Source organism: Demequina aestuarii (assembly GCF_000975095.1).
Taxonomy (GTDB): Bacteria; Actinomycetota; Actinomycetes; order Actinomycetales; family Demequinaceae; genus Demequina; species Demequina aestuarii.
Window position 1 is genome coordinate 2,042,995 of the sequence record NZ_BBRD01000001.1, and the last position, 18,280, is coordinate 2,061,274.

Sequence of the window (18,280 nt, forward strand, 5' to 3'; positions counted from 1 at the left end):
GCCAGGGCCCCCCGAACGGGGCTGGGCCGAGGCCGCCGAAGCCCTGCGGCCGCTCCTCTCTACAGTCCCTGAGCCAGGCGATAGTAGGCGGCGTTCGCGCGCATCTCTGCGGCGAAGGCGGGCAGCGTGGTCGACTCGTCGATCACGAGCAGTTCGATCTCGCTCATGGTCGCGAAGTCGCGGAACACCTCGAGGCCCACCTGGTTCGACATCACCGTGTGGTGTGCCGCGCCGGCCTGGATCCAGGCCGTCGCCGAGGTGTGGAAGTCGGGCTGCGGCTTCCACACGGCGTGACCGACGGGCAGCTTGGGCATGGGAGCCGGGAGCGCCACGTTCTCGACGACGTTGGCGACCAGGCGGAACCGCTCGCGCATGTCGCTCATCGCCACGACGATCGCGTCTCCCGCATCGGCCGTGAACACCAGCCGCACCGGGTCCTCCTTGCCGCCGATGCCGAGCTCCGCGACCGTCAGGCGCGCCTTCTCGCTGGACAGCGCGGGGTTCACCTCGAGCATGTGGGCGCCGAGGATCAGCTCGTTGCCGGGCTCGAGGTGGTACGTGTAGTCCTCCATGAGGCTCGCGCCGCCGGGCAGTCCGGCGCCCATGACGGCGGCGGTGCGCACCAGGATGGCGGTCTTCCAGTCACCCTCGGCGCCGAAGCCATAGCCGTCGGCCATCAGGCGCTGAACGGCGAGGCCGGGGAGCTGACGCAGTTCGCCCAGGTCCTCGAACGTCGTGGTGAAGGCGGTGAACCCGCCCTCTTCGAGGAAGGACCGCAATCCCAGCTCGATCGCGGCGCCGTAGCGCAGCGAGTCCGCGCGCTCGCCGCCGGGACGAAGGTTCTCGTCCACGTCGTAAGCATCGACATACTCGGCCACCAGCGCGTCGATGTCGGCCTCTGACTGAGCGTGGACGGCGTCGGCGAGCTCGTTGACGCCCCAGGTGTTGACCTGGACCCCCAGCTTGATCTCGGCCTCCGTCTTGTCACCCTCGGTGACCGCGACGTTGCGCATGTTGTCGCCGAACCGCGCGAGGCGCAGGCTGCGGGTCGCGTGACGTCCTGCGGCGGCACGCACCCACGTGCCCACCCGCTCCTGCGTGGCGGCGTGCGACGCGTGCCCCGCGACGGTGGTGCGCGGGATCGACATGCGGGTCTCGATGTAGCCGAACTCGCGGTCGCCGTGCGCGGCCTGGTTGAGGTTCATGAAGTCGAAGTCGATCTGGTCCCACGGCAGGTCCACGTTCGCCTGAGTGTGCAGGTGGAGCAGCGGCTTGTCGAGGGCGCCGAGGCCGGCGATCCACATCTTCGCGGGGCTGAACGTGTGCATCCACGCGATGACGCCGATGACCTTGTCGTCCGCATTCGCGTCGAGCATGGCCTGGCGGATGCCGTCCCGAGACTTCACCACCGGCTTCCACACGATGCGCGCGGGCACCGCGTCGGCGCCGTCGAGCGCAGCCGCGACCGTCTGCGACTGCTCGGCGACCTGTCGCAGCGTCTCGTCTCCGTAGAGGTCCTGGCTGCCGGTGAGGAACCAGACCTCGTACTGAGCGAGATCAGGGATGACGGAACGGGTGCTCACTTCGATTCTCCTTCTGCGGCGCCGCCGCGCTGTCCGTAGACGTTCTGATACCGATCGAACAGGGCGTCGATCTTGTCCTGCGGGAGGGGGATGAGGTCTCCGCCCTGACGCGCGATGTGGGTGGTCCGTGCCACGTCCTCGCACATGACGGCGGCCTTCACCGCATCCTTGGCGTCCTTGCCGATGGTGAAGACGCCGTGGTTCTGCATGAGCACGGCCTTGGACCGGTGGCCATCGAGGGTCGCGACGATCCCGCGGCCGATGCTGTCGTCGCCGATGATCGCGAACGGACCCACGGGAATGGGGCCGCCGAACTCGTCCGCCATGCCGGTGATGTGGCACGGGATCTGCTCGCCGCGCGCCGCCCACGCGGTCGCGTACGTCGAGTGGGTGTGGACGACCCCGCCGACGTGGGCCATGTGCTGGTACACGTAGGCGTGCGCGGCCGTGTCGGACGAGGGGCTGCGGTCGGACCCCGGCGATCCGGGAACGGCACGCCCGTCGAGGGTGCACAGGATCATGTTCTCAGGAGCGAGCTCGTCGTAGCTCACGCCAGAGGGCTTGATCACGAACAGCTCCTCGCCCGGCACGCGGCCGGACACGTTGCCGCCGGTCCACACCACCAGCTCGTAGCGCGTCAGCTCACTGTGAAGGCGCGAGACATCGGCGCGGATGCGGTCGATGGTCTCCTGGACGGCAGAGCTGAACTGGCTCACTGGTGCGCCTCCCGACGAATGTGCTTCAGTCGCTTCATCACGTCATTGCCTCCGCGGCCGAAGTAGTCATGCAGGTGCAGGTACTCGGCGTACAGGGCGTCGTAGGCATCGGCCGATGCGGGGTTCGGGGTATAGACGGCGCGGTTCACCTTGCCCATCGCCTCCCCCGCGGCGCGCACGTCCGGGTAGGCGCCGGCCGCCACGGCGGCGTGGATGGCGCTGCCGAGCGCGGGGCCCTGGTCGGAGGCGATGGTGGAGATGGGCAGGCGCAGGATGTCCGAGTACGCCTGCATGAGGTCGCGGTTCTTGAGCAGCCCGCCCGCGACGACGAACTCGGTGACGGGGACGCCGGAGGCGTTGAACGTCTCGACGATCACGCGCGTGCCGAAGGCGGTGGCCTCGTGGAGCGCGCGGTAGATCTGCTCGGGGCGGGTGGTGAGCGTGGCCCCCAGCACCATCCCGGAGAGCTCGGTATTGACGAGCACCGAGCGGTTGCCGGAGTGCCAGTCGAGCGCGATGAGCCCATGCGCGCCCACCGGCTCGGCGTAGCCCAGATCCGTGAGGTGCTCATGGATCGACTGACCGGCCGACTCGGCGTCGGCGTAGTACGACGCCGGCACCTGGTTCTTCACGTACCACGCGAAGATGTCTCCCACGCCTGACTGGCCGGCCTCGTAGCCGTACAGTCCCTCGACGATTCCGCCGGGCACCACACCGCACATGCCGGGGACCTCGGCGAGCTGCTCGCCGTTCATGACGTGACAGGTCGAGGTGCCCATGATCGCGACCATCTGGCCCGGTTCGACGGCCTTGGCGGCCGGAGCGGTGACGTGCGCGTCGACGTTGCCGACGGCGACCGCGATGCCGGCAGGCAGTCCGGTCCACTCGGCAGCCTCCGCTGTGAGCGTTCCGGCAGCGTGGCCCAACTGACCGATGTCGCCCGTGAGCTTGGTCTCCGCGAAGTCGGCGAAGTCGGGGTTCAGCGCCCCCAGGTACTCGCGCGACGGGTAGGCGTCATCCTGATAGATGGCCTTGTAGCCGTTGGTGCACGCGTTGCGCACGTAGGTGCCGGAGAGCTGCCAGATGATCCAATCGGCCGCCTCGACCCAGTGGTCCATGCGGTCGTAGATCTCGCGGTCCTCCTCGAGCAGCTGCAGCGCCTTCGCGAACTCCCACTCCGAGGAGATGAAGCCGCCGTACCGTGAGATCCACGACTCGCCGCGCTCGTGGGCGGCGGCGTTGATCCTGTCGGCCTGCTGCTGGGCGGCGTGGTGCTTCCACAGCTTCACGTACGCGTGTTTGCGGCCTTCGAAGCCGGGGACCTCGCACAGCGGCGTCCCGTCGGCGAGCACGGGAAGCGGCGTCGACGCGGTGAAGTCGGTGGCGATGCCGATCACGGAGGAGGGGTCGATTCCGGCGGCCTTCACGGCTGCGGGGACCGCCTCACGCAGGACGTCGCGGTAATCGTCCGGCACCTGGAGGGCCCACTCCGGCGGAAGCTTCTCGCCGGTGGCGGCGAGGGTCGAGTCCATCACCGCATGGCTGTAGTCGTGAACCGCGGTGCCCAACTCGGCGCCGTCGGAGACCCGGACCACCAGGGCACGTCCGGACAGGGTTCCGAAGTCGATGCCGATCACATGGGCGTCGCCGGTCGAGGGGTCGTGTGCGGCGTCGCTGCCGCCATCATCGAGCGTCATGGAGTGAACGTTAACATGCACCGTTCCACGGGGCAATCGGAAACGCGGAGGACGGCCCTCTCGGGCCCGGACGCGGCGCCCTTCAGCCCGGGAAGAGCGCCTCGATCAGCGTCACCTGATCCGGCGCGGGGCGCCACGAGGCCGAGGCGGCGTTCTGGACGATCTGCTCCGGCCGGGTGGCGCCGGCGATCACCGAGGAGACGGCGGCACGAGACAGGAACCACCCGAACGTCGCCTCCAGCATGGTCACGCCCCACTCGTCGCACAGCCGCTGATACGCCTCCATCGCGTCCCAGTCCGCCTGCTGGGCGATGTGGGGGCGCTGACGCGCGATCCGCGAATCGGCGGGCATGTCGGTGCGTGTGAACTTGCCGGTGAAGAGCCCGTTGGCCAACGGGAAGAACGGCAGGAACCCCGCGCCGATGCGCTCGGCGGCGGCGAGACGACCGTCCGTCTCCACGGCGCGTGCGACCAGGCTCAACTCGTCCTGGCTCGAGGCGATGGCGGGCACGCCGAGACGCGACGCCGCCGCATCGGCACGCGTGAGCTGCTCCGCAGTGAACTGCGAGACGCCGTAGGCGCGGATCTTGCCCTCGTCGATCAGCTCGGCGAGCGCGCCGATGGTCTCCTCGATGGGCGTCGCAGGGTCCGGCTGATGCTGCTGGAAGAGGTCGAGGCGATCGGTCTGGAGCCGCTCGAGCGAGGCCTCGCAGGCGGCGCGGACGTAGGCACGCGAGCCCTTGGCCCCACGCTCGTCGAGCGGAGTCTCGACCTCCGTGAAGCCGAACTTGGTGGCGACGATCGCCTCGTCGCGTCGACCCTTGAGCGCGTGCCCCATCAGCGACTCGGACAGTCCCCACTCGCCGCCGTACAGGTCCGCAGTGTCGAAGAACGTCACACCGGCATCGAGCGCGGCGTGAATGACGGCATCTGTGCCCTCCTGCGTCTGCGACACCGTGCCCTGGCGGCCGAAGTTGTTGCACCCCAGTCCGATGGCACTGACGGCGAAGGGGGCGGATCCGAGGGTGCGCTGTTCCATACGCCCCACGCTAGCCGCACTCGGGCGAGCGCCGTACGGCGCACCCGCGCATCGGCCCTCCCCCGGTGGCGGGCGCACGAGAGGCCACCGCGTCCAGTGACGGAGTGCGATGGTCTTGCGGTCACCTGCCAGGGATGAAAGCGTCGAGACGGACGTGACGTTGGATCTGGATTGCGGGGATGCCCGTAGTCCGGCGGCCACGTGGAGGAATGCGGTGACGGCCAGCGAGGAGGCCCCCGATTCCTCGACTCTTGAGACAGGTGAGACCCGCCTCGTGCTCCGCCGCGGCACTGGGGTGATGGCCCGGCCTCGGTGCGTCAACGACGGTCATTCGGCGGCGGCGAGGGGTAGCGGCGGCACTTGCCCGGAGGAGGTGGAGTCTCGATCGCGGATCGATGTCGCAGCCGTTGGCACAGCGCACCGGGTCAACCGGAGCCGGGACTCGCGCGACGAGCGCTCGCTGGCGGTTGCGCTGACGACACGGGGCCGTGACGTGTCAGAGCATGTGCTCGCGGGGCCCGGAACGGGCCTGGACGGCTGGGCATGAAGGTCGCGGAACCCGTCGACCCCCATGCCCGGCTGACCGAGATCATCTCTGGCACGAGCGCGGCCGTCCCGGAGACGGCGGCTCAGTAGCCGACGGCGAACCGGCGGCCGGTGTGCCGAGGCTCGTCGACCTCGTCGAGGACGGCGACGGCGTAGTCCTCGACCGAGATAGCACTCTCTCCTCGCTCGTTGAGCAGCAGGTCGTCGAGTGCGGTGCGGTAGGTGCCGGTCCGCTCACCGGGGGCGATGGTGGCCGCCGGGCTGATGTTGGTCCACGCGACGTCGTCGACCGTACGGTAGAAGTCCAGAGCGTCGCCGTGCGCGTGCATGATCTGAAGCAGGAACTCCGGCAGGTCAGGGGCGTCCCACACCTGCTTGCCGTCCCCGACGCTGAGGGAACCTGCGCCTCCGACGGTGACCAGGCGCGGTGCCTGGTCACCGAGCGCCCTCAGCCCTTCGACGAGGGACCGGGCGGCCGGGGCGATGGTGGCGAGGTGGCCGGGCCCGTCGCCGCCGCCCACGGCACTGACAACGACGTCGTGGCCTTGGGCCGCGGCACTCATCGAGGCGGGGTCGAGGACGTCACCCACGCTGACCCTGAGGTGGGGGTCACCGACGGAGACCTTGGCCCGGTCGCGCACGACGGCAGTGACGGTATGGCCGCGGCCGAGGGCTTCGCGGACGATGGCGGATCCGATGGTGCCGTTGGCACCGATAATGGCGATGTTCGTCATGATGTGGTGTTCCTTCTGGGTTGGGGACAGGCCGAGGAGACCCATCCAGTGTTGCGGTGGAGCAGAGAGATCACGAGTGCCGATGGACCGGGCGACAGACCCGGCGAAGCGGTCCGGGCCTCACGGTGGCAGCTCTCATGCGGTGACGGCGAGGTGCCTGTCGAGCCCCTCGGTGAGCGCGGCGGCGCTGGAGACGGGGCCGCCGAGACGGTGCGCTCCGGTGTCGCTGTGAAGCAGCAGGGTCGGGTAGGAGTCGACGCCGAGGCGACGCAGTTCAGTGAAGTCGGCCTGCGCTTCCACACCCGTCGCGGGGTCGGTGAGTTCTGCGACCACCCGGGAGGCGTCGAGTCCGAGGTCGGTGGCGATGGATCGGTAGACCTCCACATCTGAGAGGTCCAAACCGTCGTCATACCAAGCGTGCTGGAGGGCCGCTGCTGCGGAGAGCGGCGAGGTCTGTCGGCGCAGCGCCACCAGCCCACTCGCCGCGTCCGTCGAGTCCATGACCCGGACTCCTTCGGCCAGCACTTCCTCGTAGGCGCGACCGAAGGTGACACCAGTCAGCGCAGCGATCCGCTTGTTCGCATCGGGGATGTGCGGATAGGCGCCGATGGGCTTGGCTGCGGCGCCGGAGAACAGTCCCCCGGACAGCACCCGCAGATCAATCCGCTCGGCATTCTCCTTGGCGAACTCGTGCAGGGCGGGCGCGAATCCGTAGCACCAGCCGCAATAGGCGTCGAAGGCGTAGGTGAGGCGTACTGGCGAGGCCATGTGGTGCTCCTGTTCTGGTGGAAGACGGTCAGCCAGCTCGATGTGCGAACGACCACCGGACTGCGTGGCCTGCTGGCGTTGTCGGCTGGCGTGCGTTGTCCACGGTAGGGGGCGGGCAACGTAGCCGCGAGGTATGCTCAGGACCGATGATGGTGAAAAATGGACACACTCGAATTCCCGAGGTCCAGTACACGTCCCCCGCCAGTGGCGCTGCGGGCATCGAGGTCTTGTCGATCGCAGAGCTCCACCGCAGGGTGGAACGCCACGACCCGCAACGAGCGACTCAACGCCCCGACTTCCACGTGCTCCTCGCCGTCACCGACGGGCTCCTGTGGCACATGGTCGACTTTCAGGACTACGCGGTCACCGCCGGCAGGTGGGTGTGGGTACGGCCCACCCAGGTTCAGCATTTCGGTGACCTGACCGGCGCCACCGGCACCGTCGTCCTCTTCCAACCTGGCACCCTCGAACCCAGCACCGCCTCCGACGTAGGACTGGACAACCCGTTCGCCCCGACCCTGTGGACGCTGACCGGTGAAGACCAGCTCGCCACGCACCGGGCGCTGACGCACCTCATCTCAGAGTTCGGGTCTAACGGCATCCCGACATCCACGCGGGCGACAGTCCTGAGCAATCTGTTGGCTGTACTGCTGTTGCGGCTCACCGCGGGGACTGCCACAGTCGGCACGCCACCCGCCGAGTACGCCGACACCTTCCTTCGCTTCCGCACAGCCGTTGAGGCCGACTTCGCGCGCCACCGCGATGTCGGCCACTACGCACGCCACCTCGGGTACTCGCCCCGCACACTGACCCGCGCCTCGTTCGCAGCCACCGGCTTCGGCGCCAAAGAGTTCATCGACCGCCGGGTGGTGCTGGAGGTGAAGCGGTTGCTCGCGCATACTGACGACTCCGTGGCCGCGATTGCGTCCGCGCTCGGATTCCCCGACGCCAGCAACTTTGTCAAGTTCTTCGCGCTCCGGGCCGACGTCACCCCCGCAGCCTTCCGACAACGACTTCACACCCCGTCGACGTAAGTCGCCACACGGCCCAGGCGAATAGAGCGAGGACCGCCCGGCGTGAGATGAAGACCCGCGCCGCTCGACTCCGACTGGATGAATCCGATCAGCTCGTCGAGCGTCGCAACCTCGAGTCCCTCGACCGTGCACGCAACGCCTCGGTGCCGGCCGACGATCCGGAAGAGTCGTGCCAGGCGGTGAGGAGGCTCGCGAGCATGCGTGCGCGATGCTTCTCCCCGGCCAGCACGCACGTGTTGAGCCGTTCGCCACCCGGGAGCGAACCGGCGTCGTCGATCACCACGGGGAAGCCATCCTGCACGTCATTCGGGTCGGTGGATGCGACGAGGAAGGGGAGGCGACCGAGTGCTGGCTCCTGGCGGAGTGGGCGCAGGCCTTCCGTCGCACGATCACGATCAACCACGACGCCGACAACCGCGCCGGGCGCACGAAAGGCCACCGCGCTCCAGTGACGGAGTGCGATGGCCTTTCGGTCACCTACCAGGGATGAAAGCGTGGAGATGGCGGGAATCGAACCCGCGTCCGCGTGCACGACGACAGGTATTCTCCGGGCGCAGTCTGAATACTCAGTATCTCGGACCCGCACTGTCTTCAGACACACTGTGCGATAGCCCCAGTCACCTTAGAGTCCCCCACCCCCCGGTGACGAAGGGGTGGAGCAAGTTCCCTGAATGACGCCAGGAACCAGGACGGGAACACGCCTGGGCTGACGGACTTCTAGGCTCGCTTAAGCAGCGAGGGCGAAGTCGGTGCGCTTGGAATCGGCACCTATTGGTTTGCCACGATCGTTAACGAGATAACGTGACGTCCTCGGCCCGCTTCCCCTGAAGAAAGCACACACGTCGAAACCGATCATCCCCTGTGCAGTTGTGCCTCCAGTGTACGCCGGTGCGCCGACACGGCTCAACAGGCGGGTTTCGGCCCCGTGTCGTGCGGCCCCATGATGATGCGCCAGACCCACAGGGCGGCATCGTCGACGGAGGCGCGGGGCTCGCGCTCCAGCCACGCCCCGATGACCCCAATGATGGAGCCCGCAACCCCGGCGGCAATGACGTCCACCGGGATGTCGAACTGTCCTTTGTCAGTCGCCTCCGCCGACGTATACACCGCGTCGTACACGTGGTGACGCAGTCGGGCCAGCACCACTCCGGAACCGGGCTCGGAGAACACCTGCCCGTACAGCTCGGCGTGCTCATCGATGTGCCTGAGGAAGGTCACGAGCGGCGCCGGCGGCTCCAGGGAGTACTCGTCGATCCCGTGCAGCTGAGCGCCTGCCTCTTGCGCGACCAGGTCGAGCGCGTCGGCCAGCAGCGTCTCCTTGTCGGCATAGTGCTGATAGAAGGTGGTGCGGTTGACACCTGCGCGATCGGCGATCGCGCTGATCGACACCTGGTCCAGCCCGTGCTCGCGCGCGAGCGAGAAGAGCGCCTCCTGTAGGCGTCTGCGAGTCCTCACGATGCGTGCATCCACCTCGACATTCTGCACCCTCGACGCTGGGTTCACCAACCAATAACCAACAGTTGTCGTATAACTGGCCGATGCGGGTTACACTTTCCGCAGGCATCGTCGCCGCTCACACTTCCCCTACTGAGAAAGGCTCTGACGTGGCCAACCTCCTTTTCCGCATCGGCCGTGGCTCTGCTGCGAAGCCATTCGTCGCCATCGTCGCGTGGCTGGTCGCACTCGCGGCAGCGGTCGGCGGTTTCTTCGCCTTCGGTGGCACACTCACCGACAGCTTCACGATCCCAGGCACCGAGACTCAGCGCGTCTCCGACCAGCTCTCGGAGGAGATCTCGGGTCTCGACGGCGCCTCAGCGCGCGTGGTGTTCGAGTCTCAGGACGGCTCCGCTCTCGATGAAGAGCAGCAATCACAGATCAGCGAAGCGCTCGCGTCGACCACTGACGTCGGGTCCGTCGCCGGCATCGTCGACCCGTTCGCCACCGCCGCCGAGCGCGCCGAGCAGGTCGCGCAGCTCGAGGCAGGCGCCACACAGATCGAGGGCGCACGGGCCGAGATCGAGGCCGGGCAGCAGCAGATCGACGCCGCTACCGCAGAGCTCGAGGCAGGTCAGACCCAGCTCGACGAGGGCCAGGCGCAGCTCGAGGAGGGCCAAGCGCAGCTCGACGCCGCCGTTCAGCAGGCGCAGGACGCAGGCGTGTACGAGTCGCAGCGGGCACAGTTCGAGGTTCAGCAGGCGGAGCTGGACGCTCAGCAGGCCGCGCTCGCCGAGCAGCAGGCCCAGATCGACGCGGGGCTCGAGGAGATCGCCACGCAGCAGAGCGAACTGGACGCGGCCGTAGCCGAGCTCGAGGCTCAGTCGACTCAGGTCGAGCTGGGGCGCGATCTCGCCGACGCGGCGGCTGGCATCCGCACTGTGTCGGAGGACGGCTCGACCGCTCTTGGTGTGGTGCAGTTCGACGCCAGCGGCTTCAACCTCCCGCAGGAGGACAAGGACGGCGTGATCGATGCGGTCGAGTCGACCCCGATCGACGGCGTGGACGTGTACTTCTCCGCCGAGATCGCCACGTCTGTGGGCGGCATCCTCGGCGTGGGCGAGATCGTGGGCGTCGCACTCGCCCTCGTGGTGCTGCTCGTCATGATGCGCGCCTGGCTGCCGGCGATCCAGCCCATCATCACGTCGATCATCGGCGTGGGCGTGGGCGTGGCGACGGCGCTGTCGTTCTCGGACGTCACCGAGATGTCCGCCGTCACCCCCGTGCTGGGAGTGATGCTCGCGCTCGCGGTGGGCATCGACTATTCGCTGTTCATCGTCAACCGTCACCGCACGCAGCTCAAGCGGGGCATGGACGTCCACGAATCGATCGGCCTCGCCAACGGCACGTCCGGCAATGCGGTGGTGTTCGCGGGCTCGACGGTGCTCATCGCCCTCCTCGCCCTCAACGTCACCGGCGTGCCGTTCCTTGGCGTCATGGGATCCGTCGCGGCATTCTGCGTCGCGGTCGCCGTGCTGGTCGCGGTGACGCTGACCCCGGCGCTGCTGGGCCTCACCGGCATGCGGGCGATCTCCAAGCGCTCGCGTGCGCGCATCGGCCATCCCGAGGAGGCGGAGAAGCCCCTCACCCCCATGCGCACCGGGCGCGCGGTGCTCGCTCTCGTGGTCGCGGCGGTGGCTCTCGGCGTCATCGCAATTCCCTCTGCCTCCATGCGGCTCGGCCTGCCGGACGGCACGCAGGAGCCCGAGGACTCCACGCAGTACCAGGCGTACACGACCATCGACGAGCGGTTCGGCGAGGGACTCAACGGCACTCTGCTCGTCACCGCAGACCTCCCCCAGGCGGTGGCCGAGGAGGACGTGCTCGCAACCCAGGTCGCCATCATCGACGCAATCATGGGCGAGAGCGACGTGGCGGCCGCAGCACCTGCGGCCGTCTCGGACGATCGCGACTTCATGGCCTTCCAGGTCATCCCGCGCGAGGGCCCATCCAGCGAATCCACGGAGCAGTTGGTGAACGCGCTGCGCGCGATGTCACCACTGGATCTTCAGGTCGAGGGCGCGGACCTGAGCGAGACCCCGATCGGGGTGGCCGGGTCCGCCTCGGGAAACATCGATGTCTCCGAGAAGCTCGACGAGGCGCTGCCGGTATACCTCGCCGTCGTGGTGGGACTGTCGCTGGTGATCCTGGTCATCGTGTTCCGCTCGCTGCTGGTGCCGATCATCGCCACAGCCGGGTTCGTGCTGTCGTTGTTCGCCGCCTTCGGCGTGGTCACGGCGGTGTACCAGTGGGGATGGCTGTCGGACATCTTCGGCGTCCACTCCCCTGGCCCGGTACTGAGCTTCCTGCCCATCCTGCTGACAGGCATCCTGTTCGGGCTCGCGATGGACTACCAACTGTTCCTCACCTCTGGGATGAGGGAGGCGTACGTGCACGGAGCGAACGCGCGCCAGGCGGTCGTGGCCGGCATGCGGGGCGGACGCGCGGTCGTGACCGCAGCGGCCATCATCATGGCGTCGGTCTTCGGCGGGTTCATCTTCTCGCACACGGCGATGATCCGGCCGATGGGTCTGGGGCTCGCGATGGGCGTGCTCCTCGACGCGTTCGTGGTCCGCATGGTCATCGTGCCCGCGCTGATCCACGTCGCCGGAGAGCGCGCGTGGTGGCTTCCCGCGTGGCTCGACCGGATCCTGCCCAACGTGGACGTCGAGGGATCGGCTCTCGAGCGCTCACACCCAGTGGTGAACGCGCACGCCGCAGAGACCCCCGCGCCCACGGAGCCCGCCACCTCCCCGGACACCGCTGAGCGCTCCTGATCTCAGGGGCCAGGGCGTCGCGTGACGCCCTGGCCCCTGAGGCCAGACCGTCCGCGCGGCCGATGACGCGCCGCCGCGCGCCCGCCTAGCGTGGTGCGCATGACGCTCGACCTCGACGGCCTCCGCTCCGCACTCCATCGCCGCCACGACCGTGTGCTGATCGCCGCGGTGGCGGGCGGCGACTCCGCTCATCGCACCTACAGCGCCCCCGAGACGGCCGATGCGGAGATCGGCTCGGTCTCCAAGTGCCTCACGGGCCTGCTGTACCAGGACGCGGTCGACCGGGGCGAGGTCACGCCTGCTACCACGCTGGGAGAGGCGCTGGACCGGCCCGAAGGGGCCTACGCCCAGGTGACGCTGGGATCACTGGCCACGCACGCCTCGGGCCTGCCCCCGCACCCTCCATATGGCGGCCCGCGCACCATGGTCCGGCGCACGTGGCGCATGTGGCGACACGGGGAGAATCCCTACGGCGACTCGGTCGACCAGCTGCTCGACGAGGCGGCCGACGTCCGGCTCGGCAGGCCCCGCTTCCTGTACTCGAACCTGGGCTTCGCACTGCTCGGAGCGGCGCTCGCGAGGACGGCTGGCACCACGTACGAGCGACTGCTCCTGGCTCGCGTCGCGGAGCCCCTGGGGATGGCGGGGGTGTCCGTCCCGTCGACTCCCCGTTGCCTCGGGACCGCGTCGCTCACGGGACGATCCAAGAACGGGCGCCCCCACGAGCCGTGGACGGGCGAGGCGATCGGCCCCGCCGGCGGCGTGAGGGCGACGGCCGCTGACCTGGCGGCCCTGCTGAGCGGCCTCATCGAGCGCCGGGCCCCCGGCATCGGCGCGCTCGACCCGAAAGCCGATGCCCCCGGCACGTCGCGCATCGGCGCCGCGTGGCTGACCACGCAGGCGGGCGACGCCTCCGTGACGTGGCACAACGGCCGCACGGGCGGCTTCGCGTCATGGGTGGGGGTGGATCGCGATGCGGGTGTGGGGCTCGCGCTTGTCTCCGCCACGGCCGCGAGCCTCGATCGCGAGGGCTTCGCCGGGCTTGCGCGGCTGCGTACCGAGACCGCGCGCGGCTAGCCTGCCGCGGGAGTCACCAGCCCCCGCCACCGCCGCCGAAGCTTCCGCCACCGGAGAACCCGCCGCCAGAGGAGAACCCGGATCCCCCGCTGGCCCCGGCCGTCGGCGTGGAGATGGCGGCGTCGGTGAGGGACGTGAAGTCCTGCATCTGGGCTCCGAAGTTCTGGTGACCCAGCCAGAAGCCGCCTCCGTAGTACGCGCCGTACCAGGTGGGCGTCGGAACGTCGTAGCCCTCCTGCGCGAGGGCGGCGAACTTCGCCGACCACTTGTCGGCGATGCCGAAAGCGATGGCATAGGGCAGGTACTGGCTGAAGATGTCGTGCCCCTCCTCGAAGCGCAGGCGGTAGCCATCGGCGGTCTCGAGAAAGAGCTTGAAGCCCTTGGTCTGTGCCAGCACCCGGGTGCCCTCGGCGGTCCGCGCCGGCGCCGCGCCAGTCAGCACCAGTGCGATGATCGAGACGATCACGACCGGCAGGCCCACGAGCGCCCACCGGGAGTTCGCCGCCAGCACCAGCGTGCCGATCACGCCGACGACGAGGCCCGCCGCTGCGATCGACGCCCACGCCACGCGCGCCGACTGCGGATTCCGGTGGAACCAGCCCCGGTCCGTGACGTCCGCGTACAGCTCCTTCTGCACCTTCGCCAAGTCTGCCGCGAAGGTGGCCTTCAGCTCCGTGAGCGTCACCTGCTCGCGCACGTCGAAGATCGAATCGAACAACGTGCGCCCGTACGCCGGCATCGCGTCGTCTCCATCGCGCAGCTTGACGAGGGTGTAGTCCTCCGGCTCCTGCTCGTCACCCACCGGGTCGATGCGCATGTACCCGCGCACCGCCTGGTCCACGATGGTGGCCGTGACGTCTCGCACATCCGCCTTCTCGTCGAGAAGGGTGCCGAGCTGCCCCGGCCGCAGCCCCGCCGGGGGCTCGAACTGCACCGCCACAGGCTGGCCGCCGGCGACCGGGCGCGTGCCCGCATCGGCCCCCGACACCGGACCGAGACCCGGAGTGAGCTCCGCGTACTGCCGGTCCACGGCCGTGCGACGGAAGTGCAGCGCCAGCGCACCCAGGCCCACCGCGAGCATGGCCACCGCGATGCCCACCGTCCACGGAGTGATCGCGAAGGCTCTCTCGACGTCGTTCGCGATGCGCGTGTTGGCGGTGGTATCGAAGGACCCGGAGGGGTACAGCGCGGTCACCGTGAGCGGCTCCCCCGCCGCGAGCCCCGAGGCCTCGTACGTGATCGTCTCGGCCGGCTCGCCGGTCGCGTCGCACCCGCCCCTGGTGCCCGGCGGCCCGGCGGAGCACGCGACGTCCGTCGCGGCGACGGGTGACTGCACGGTGATCGAGGCCTCGGCGATGGGCGTCTCCCAGGCGGACGGGATGGCGTTCCAGTGGAACTCGTCCCCCGCGACGCCCGCGTCCGTCTCATCCGCGGTGGTCTCGTTCATCACGTGTGCGACCGAGTAGGTGATCGCATACGTCTGGACCCCGGAGACGTCATCGACGTTCTCGTCGCCGATCCGCACTGCCATGACGTCGCCCTGCCCCTCGGTGCTCAGATCGTCGGGGGCACCGGTGGGGCTGTCCGCGGTGACGTCGGAGATATCCCACACGCGCTCGTAGCCGTCGTCGATGGGCTGGGCCGTGGGCAGCGTGAAGATCACCCCGTGGCCCGGCTCATTGCCGAAGTCGAAGTCGATCTCGGTGCGCACGTCGACGGAACCATCCTCGTGGAGCGCGTACGTGGCGTCCCACCGGAGCACCTCGCGACCGGGGTAGTCGTCACTGGTGGCGGCGGGTGCCGGGATCGCCGTCAGCGCGACGGCGAACGCGGCAGCTCCCATCGCAAGGAGGGCGCGCAGGGCATGGACGCCCCGGTCGCGGGTGGGCGAGGTGGGCGCAGGGGCCGAGCGCAGCACTGTCTGACGACGATTGGAGGGCATGGCTCCATTGTGCCGAGGACGGGGGCACCCGCGGGGCACCTCCACGCGGCGCGCTACGTGTTGCGGCGCAGGCTCATGGCCCGCTGCGCTTCCCGATCGTCCTGCTTCTGGCGAAGCGTCTGTCGCTTGTCGTACAGCTTCTTGCCGCGGCCGATCCCGATCTCGACCTTCGCGCGGCCCTTCACGAAGTACAGCCGCAGCGGCACGATCGTGAAGCCCTTCTCGCGCGTCTTGATCATCAGCTCGTCGAGCTCGATGTGGTGCAGGAGCAGCTTGCGCCGTCGCCGCGGCGCGTGATTGGTCCACGTCCCCTGCGTGTACTCGGGGATGTGGATGTTCTCGAGCCACGCCTCGTTGTTGTCGACGTAGATGTACCCCTCGCCGATCGCCGCGCGACCCTGGCGGAGGGCCTTGACCTCGGTGCCTTGGAGCACGATCCCGGCCTCGTAGGTCTTGTCGATGAAGTAGTCGTGGCGCGCCGACCGGTTGGTCGCGACGATCTTCTGTTCGTCTGCCATGACTCACCTCCTCGAGTGCCGTCCGCACGTGTCGCCCATGGATGCAGGGACGTTCGAGTATAGAGGCCCCGCGCAGCGGCCGCGCCTACGGGAAGTTGGGGAGCAGGTTCTCCGGGTCCACGTGCTTGCCGCTCACGTACACCTCGAAGTGCAGGTGGCACGCCGTTGAGGATCCCGTGTTGCCCGAGTAGCCGATCAGGTCGCCCCTGGCCACCCGCTGTCCCCCGCCCACGGCGAACCGCGAGAAGTGGTTGTAGTTCGTGATGACGGACTTGCCGCCGATGAGCCCATGGTCGATCAGGACCTGGTTGCCGTAGCCCGGCCTGTACGTGGCCCACTCGACTGTGCCGGCGGCCGAGGCGTAGATGGGGGTGCCGCAGTACGCGCGCAGATCGGTGCCGGCGTGCATGCGGGCGTAGCCGTAGTGCTGCAGGTACCGCATGCCGTAGGACGACGTCTTGTACGGCACCTTCGTGGGGAAGGACAGCGAGCCCTTGGTGAGGCCGCTGCTGGGCTTGGCGTTGTTGGCCTCCGCACGCTTCCGGGCCTGCTCCGCCTCGCGCTCCTCTGCCTCGCGCTTCTTCGAGTACAGGTTCAGCACCTCGTTGCGGAGCTGCCGCTGGAGCGCCTCGTTCTCCTCCTGCTGAGCGATGAACGAGGCGCGCTGCGACTCGAGATAGTCCCGCACCTCCTGCTGCTCATCCAGTAGCGCCTGCACCTCGTCCCGCGCCGCCTGAGCGACATCGCGCGCGGCGTCGAGCTGAATGACCAGGGCGTCGATCTCCGCCTTCAGCTCGCCGATGTAGTCCCGCACCGCCGCCTGGCGTGCCCCACGGTTGCGGTTGACGGCTGCGATGTCCTCGAGCTCGCCCAGCGCATTGCTCTGAACTCGCGCCGCCGACTGCTGAGCGGTGTACTCGTCGACGAAGTCCTGAGTGTCGGAGGAACCGAAGACGATCGCGAGACCGGCCGAGTTGTCGTTGCCCTTGTAGGTCTCGCGCGCGATAGCTGCGACGAGGGCCTCCAGCGTGGCGGTGCGCTCCTCGTCCTCGGCGATCTGCGCGGAGATGGCGCGGTCCTGCGCCTCCGCGGAATCCAGTTTGTCCTGAACGATGCCCTGCTCGACGATCGCAGCCTCGACAAGGCGCTCTGCCTCCTCGAGCTCCGCCTCGAGCGCAGGCAGCTGGGCCTCGAGCTCCTCGAGCTCGATGAGCGCCTCCGCGATGCGGGCGTCCGTGTTCTCGAGTTCGTGCTCGAGCTGCTCGGCACGGCGCTCGGCCGCCTTGCGCTCGCGCTCCGTCGCGTCGATATCGTCCTGGTAGTCGTCGGACGACGCCTGCGAGAGACCCTGCGGCGACAGCGCCGATGCGCCCACGGCGTAGCCGCCGAAGATCGCCGCGACCAGGATCGCCACGACGAGCGCCGAGAGCCTGCGAGTCCGAGTCATGCCCGCGTGTACCTTCCCAGCGTCGCCAGCGAGGCGAGGGCCGCGAGGCCCACCGCGATCGCCAGCAGCCATGGAGCCACGGTCCAGACGTCGTCACGGCCCACGTAGTCGACCCATGCGATCGAGCCGTGCAGCCAGTCCTCGATCAAGTAGCGGGCTGAGAGGTACAGGCCGCCGATGGCGAGCACCGCTCCGAGCGTCGCGGCGACGGCGCCTTCGAGCATGAAGGGCATCTGGATCAGGCTCTTGGACGAGCCGACCATGCGCATGATGGTGGTCTCACGGCGCCTGCTGAGCGCACTGAGCCTGATGGTGGTGGTGATGAGGAGCACGGCCGCGAGCATCATGATGGCGGCCAGCCCGGCGGCGATGAACGTCGCGGCGTTGAGGAACCGGAACAGTTCGTCGAACACCTCGCGCTGGTCGTTGACCTCCTCGACGCCAGGCAGCCCCTCGGTGGCGTCTGCCACGACCTGGAACTGCTCCGGGTCGGTGAGCTTGACGCGGAACACGGGGCCCAAGTCTGCGGGCTCGAGCTGTGAATACACCCCGGTCTCGTCGGCGCCCACGATGTTCTCGAACACCTCCTCGCGGGTCTCGTAGTAGACCTCGTCGACGATGTCGGCGACGGAGCCCTCCTCGAGCACGGCACGGATGTCGTCCTCCTGGACGGGCGAGACCGGACCGGCGGCGCACTGTTCGTAGAGCGAGTTCTCAGGGCACAGGAAGATGGACACCTCCACCTCGCCGTACCACGCGTCACGCAGCTGCTGCACCTGCATCTGGGTGAGCGCGGCGGCGCCCACGAAGGTCAGCGACACGAACGTCACGAGCACCACGGACAACGCCATGGTCGAGTTGCGGCGCAGGCCGCTCGCGACCTCGCCGAGGATGAACCGAATTCTCAT

General features: G+C 68.8%; 15 protein-coding genes and 1 other RNA gene. 4 read left to right on the top strand and 12 right to left on the bottom strand.

The window, feature by feature from the left end; all coding sequences use genetic code 11:
• Positions 1-59: 59 nt before the first annotated feature.
• The 6 genes from araA to AOP72_RS09625 form a co-directional block, all read right to left on the bottom strand.
• Entirely contained in the window at positions 60-1,583 is a 1,524-nt protein-coding gene (gene araA / locus AOP72_RS09595; RefSeq protein ID WP_062135564.1) for an L-arabinose isomerase, read from the bottom strand.
• Positions 1,580-2,299 (bottom strand): L-ribulose-5-phosphate 4-epimerase, encoded by a 720-nt coding sequence (locus AOP72_RS09600; RefSeq protein WP_062135567.1) that lies wholly within the window; start codon positions 2,297-2,299, stop codon positions 1,580-1,582. Before AOP72_RS09600 ends, araA begins: the two co-directional genes overlap by 4 nt.
• On the bottom strand, positions 2,296-3,996 hold the full coding sequence (locus AOP72_RS09605; protein WP_062135570.1) for a ribulokinase: 1,701 nt from the start codon (positions 3,994-3,996) through the stop codon (positions 2,296-2,298). Before AOP72_RS09605 ends, AOP72_RS09600 begins: the two co-directional genes overlap by 4 nt.
• Positions 3,997-4,078: 82 nt before the next feature.
• On the bottom strand, positions 4,079-5,035 hold the full coding sequence (locus AOP72_RS09610; RefSeq protein ID WP_062135572.1) for an aldo/keto reductase: 957 nt from the start codon (positions 5,033-5,035) through the stop codon (positions 4,079-4,081).
• Positions 5,036-5,664: 629 nt separating this feature from the next.
• Positions 5,665-6,315, bottom strand: coding sequence for an NAD(P)-dependent oxidoreductase (locus AOP72_RS09620; RefSeq protein WP_062135577.1), 651 nt, complete (start codon positions 6,313-6,315; stop codon positions 5,665-5,667).
• A 135-nt stretch (positions 6,316-6,450) separates the two neighbouring features.
• A complete protein-coding gene (locus tag AOP72_RS09625) occupies positions 6,451-7,083 on the bottom strand; it encodes a DsbA family protein (protein ID WP_062135579.1) in 633 nt (210 codons plus the stop codon).
• Positions 7,084-7,229: 146 nt separating this feature from the next.
• Here AOP72_RS09625 and AOP72_RS09630 point away from each other — a divergent pair, with 146 nt between their 5' ends.
• Entirely contained in the window at positions 7,230-8,117 is an 888-nt protein-coding gene (locus AOP72_RS09630; RefSeq protein ID WP_152650339.1) for a helix-turn-helix domain-containing protein, read from the top strand.
• Between the two features lie 208 nt (positions 8,118-8,325).
• Positions 8,326-8,607, top strand: a complete 282-nt coding sequence (locus AOP72_RS13440; RefSeq protein ID WP_152650340.1) for a hypothetical protein — start codon at positions 8,326-8,328, stop codon at positions 8,605-8,607.
• Positions 8,608-8,609: 2 nt separating this feature from the next.
• On the opposite strand, the gene ssrA is transcribed toward AOP72_RS13440, so the two are convergent.
• Together ssrA and AOP72_RS09645 are read right to left on the bottom strand one after the other, a co-directional pair.
• Positions 8,610-8,977: a transfer-messenger RNA gene (ssrA, locus tag AOP72_RS09640) on the bottom strand.
• A 43-nt stretch (positions 8,978-9,020) separates the two neighbouring features.
• Positions 9,021-9,587 (bottom strand): TetR/AcrR family transcriptional regulator, encoded by a 567-nt coding sequence (locus AOP72_RS09645; protein WP_193746403.1) that lies wholly within the window; start codon positions 9,585-9,587, stop codon positions 9,021-9,023.
• 134 nt (positions 9,588-9,721) lie between these two features.
• Between AOP72_RS09645 and AOP72_RS09650 the strand changes: the two genes are divergently transcribed.
• Both AOP72_RS09650 and AOP72_RS09655 read left to right on the top strand, forming a co-directional pair.
• Entirely contained in the window at positions 9,722-12,388 is a 2,667-nt protein-coding gene (locus tag AOP72_RS09650) for an MMPL family transporter (protein WP_062135588.1), read from the top strand.
• A gap of 99 nt (positions 12,389-12,487) precedes the next feature.
• Positions 12,488-13,465 (top strand): serine hydrolase domain-containing protein, encoded by a 978-nt coding sequence (locus AOP72_RS09655; RefSeq protein ID WP_062135592.1) that lies wholly within the window; start codon positions 12,488-12,490, stop codon positions 13,463-13,465.
• A gap of 13 nt (positions 13,466-13,478) precedes the next feature.
• Here AOP72_RS09655 and AOP72_RS09660 read toward each other — a convergent pair whose 3' ends face one another.
• The 4 genes from AOP72_RS09660 to ftsX all read right to left on the bottom strand — a co-directional run bounded on the left by AOP72_RS09660 (position 13,479) and on the right by ftsX (position 18,280).
• Positions 13,479-15,407, bottom strand: a complete 1,929-nt coding sequence (locus tag AOP72_RS09660) for a DUF2207 domain-containing protein (protein WP_062135595.1) — start codon at positions 15,405-15,407, stop codon at positions 13,479-13,481.
• Between the two features lie 53 nt (positions 15,408-15,460).
• On the bottom strand, positions 15,461-15,925 hold the full coding sequence (smpB, locus tag AOP72_RS09665; RefSeq protein WP_062135598.1) for an SsrA-binding protein SmpB: 465 nt from the start codon (positions 15,923-15,925) through the stop codon (positions 15,461-15,463).
• An 85-nt stretch (positions 15,926-16,010) separates the two neighbouring features.
• A complete protein-coding gene (locus tag AOP72_RS09670; RefSeq protein ID WP_062135601.1) occupies positions 16,011-17,372 on the bottom strand; it encodes a peptidoglycan DD-metalloendopeptidase family protein in 1,362 nt (453 codons plus the stop codon).
• Entirely contained in the window at positions 17,369-18,280 is a 912-nt protein-coding gene (gene ftsX, locus AOP72_RS09675; protein ID WP_062135603.1) for a permease-like cell division protein FtsX, read from the bottom strand. Before ftsX ends, AOP72_RS09670 begins: the two co-directional genes overlap by 4 nt.

Excerpts from the sequence above, each read along its gene's own strand:
- AOP72_RS09625 (WP_062135579.1), bottom strand. The coding sequence starts at position 7,083 with ATGGCCTCGCCAGTACGCCTCACCTACGCCTTCGACGCCTATTGCGGC.
- AOP72_RS09605 (WP_062135570.1), bottom strand. The coding sequence starts at position 3,996 with ATGACGCTCGATGATGGCGGCAGCGACGCCGCACACGACCCCTCGACC.
- AOP72_RS09620 (WP_062135577.1), bottom strand. The coding sequence starts at position 6,315 with ATGACGAACATCGCCATTATCGGTGCCAACGGCACCATCGGATCCGCC.
- AOP72_RS09670 (WP_062135601.1), bottom strand. The coding sequence starts at position 17,372 with ATGACTCGGACTCGCAGGCTCTCGGCGCTCGTCGTGGCGATCCTGGTC.
- ftsX (WP_062135603.1), bottom strand. The coding sequence starts at position 18,280 with ATGAGAATTCGGTTCATCCTCGGCGAGGTCGCGAGCGGCCTGCGCCGC.
- AOP72_RS09660 (WP_062135595.1), bottom strand. The coding sequence starts at position 15,407 with ATGCCCTCCAATCGTCGTCAGACAGTGCTGCGCTCGGCCCCTGCGCCC.
- AOP72_RS09630 (WP_152650339.1), top strand. The coding sequence starts at position 7,230 with ATGATGGTGAAAAATGGACACACTCGAATTCCCGAGGTCCAGTACACG.
- AOP72_RS13440 (WP_152650340.1), top strand. The coding sequence starts at position 8,326 with ATGCTTCTCCCCGGCCAGCACGCACGTGTTGAGCCGTTCGCCACCCGG.
- smpB (WP_062135598.1), bottom strand. The coding sequence starts at position 15,925 with ATGGCAGACGAACAGAAGATCGTCGCGACCAACCGGTCGGCGCGCCAC.
- AOP72_RS09655 (WP_062135592.1), top strand. The coding sequence starts at position 12,488 with ATGACGCTCGACCTCGACGGCCTCCGCTCCGCACTCCATCGCCGCCAC.
- AOP72_RS09610 (WP_062135572.1), bottom strand. The coding sequence starts at position 5,035 with ATGGAACAGCGCACCCTCGGATCCGCCCCCTTCGCCGTCAGTGCCATC.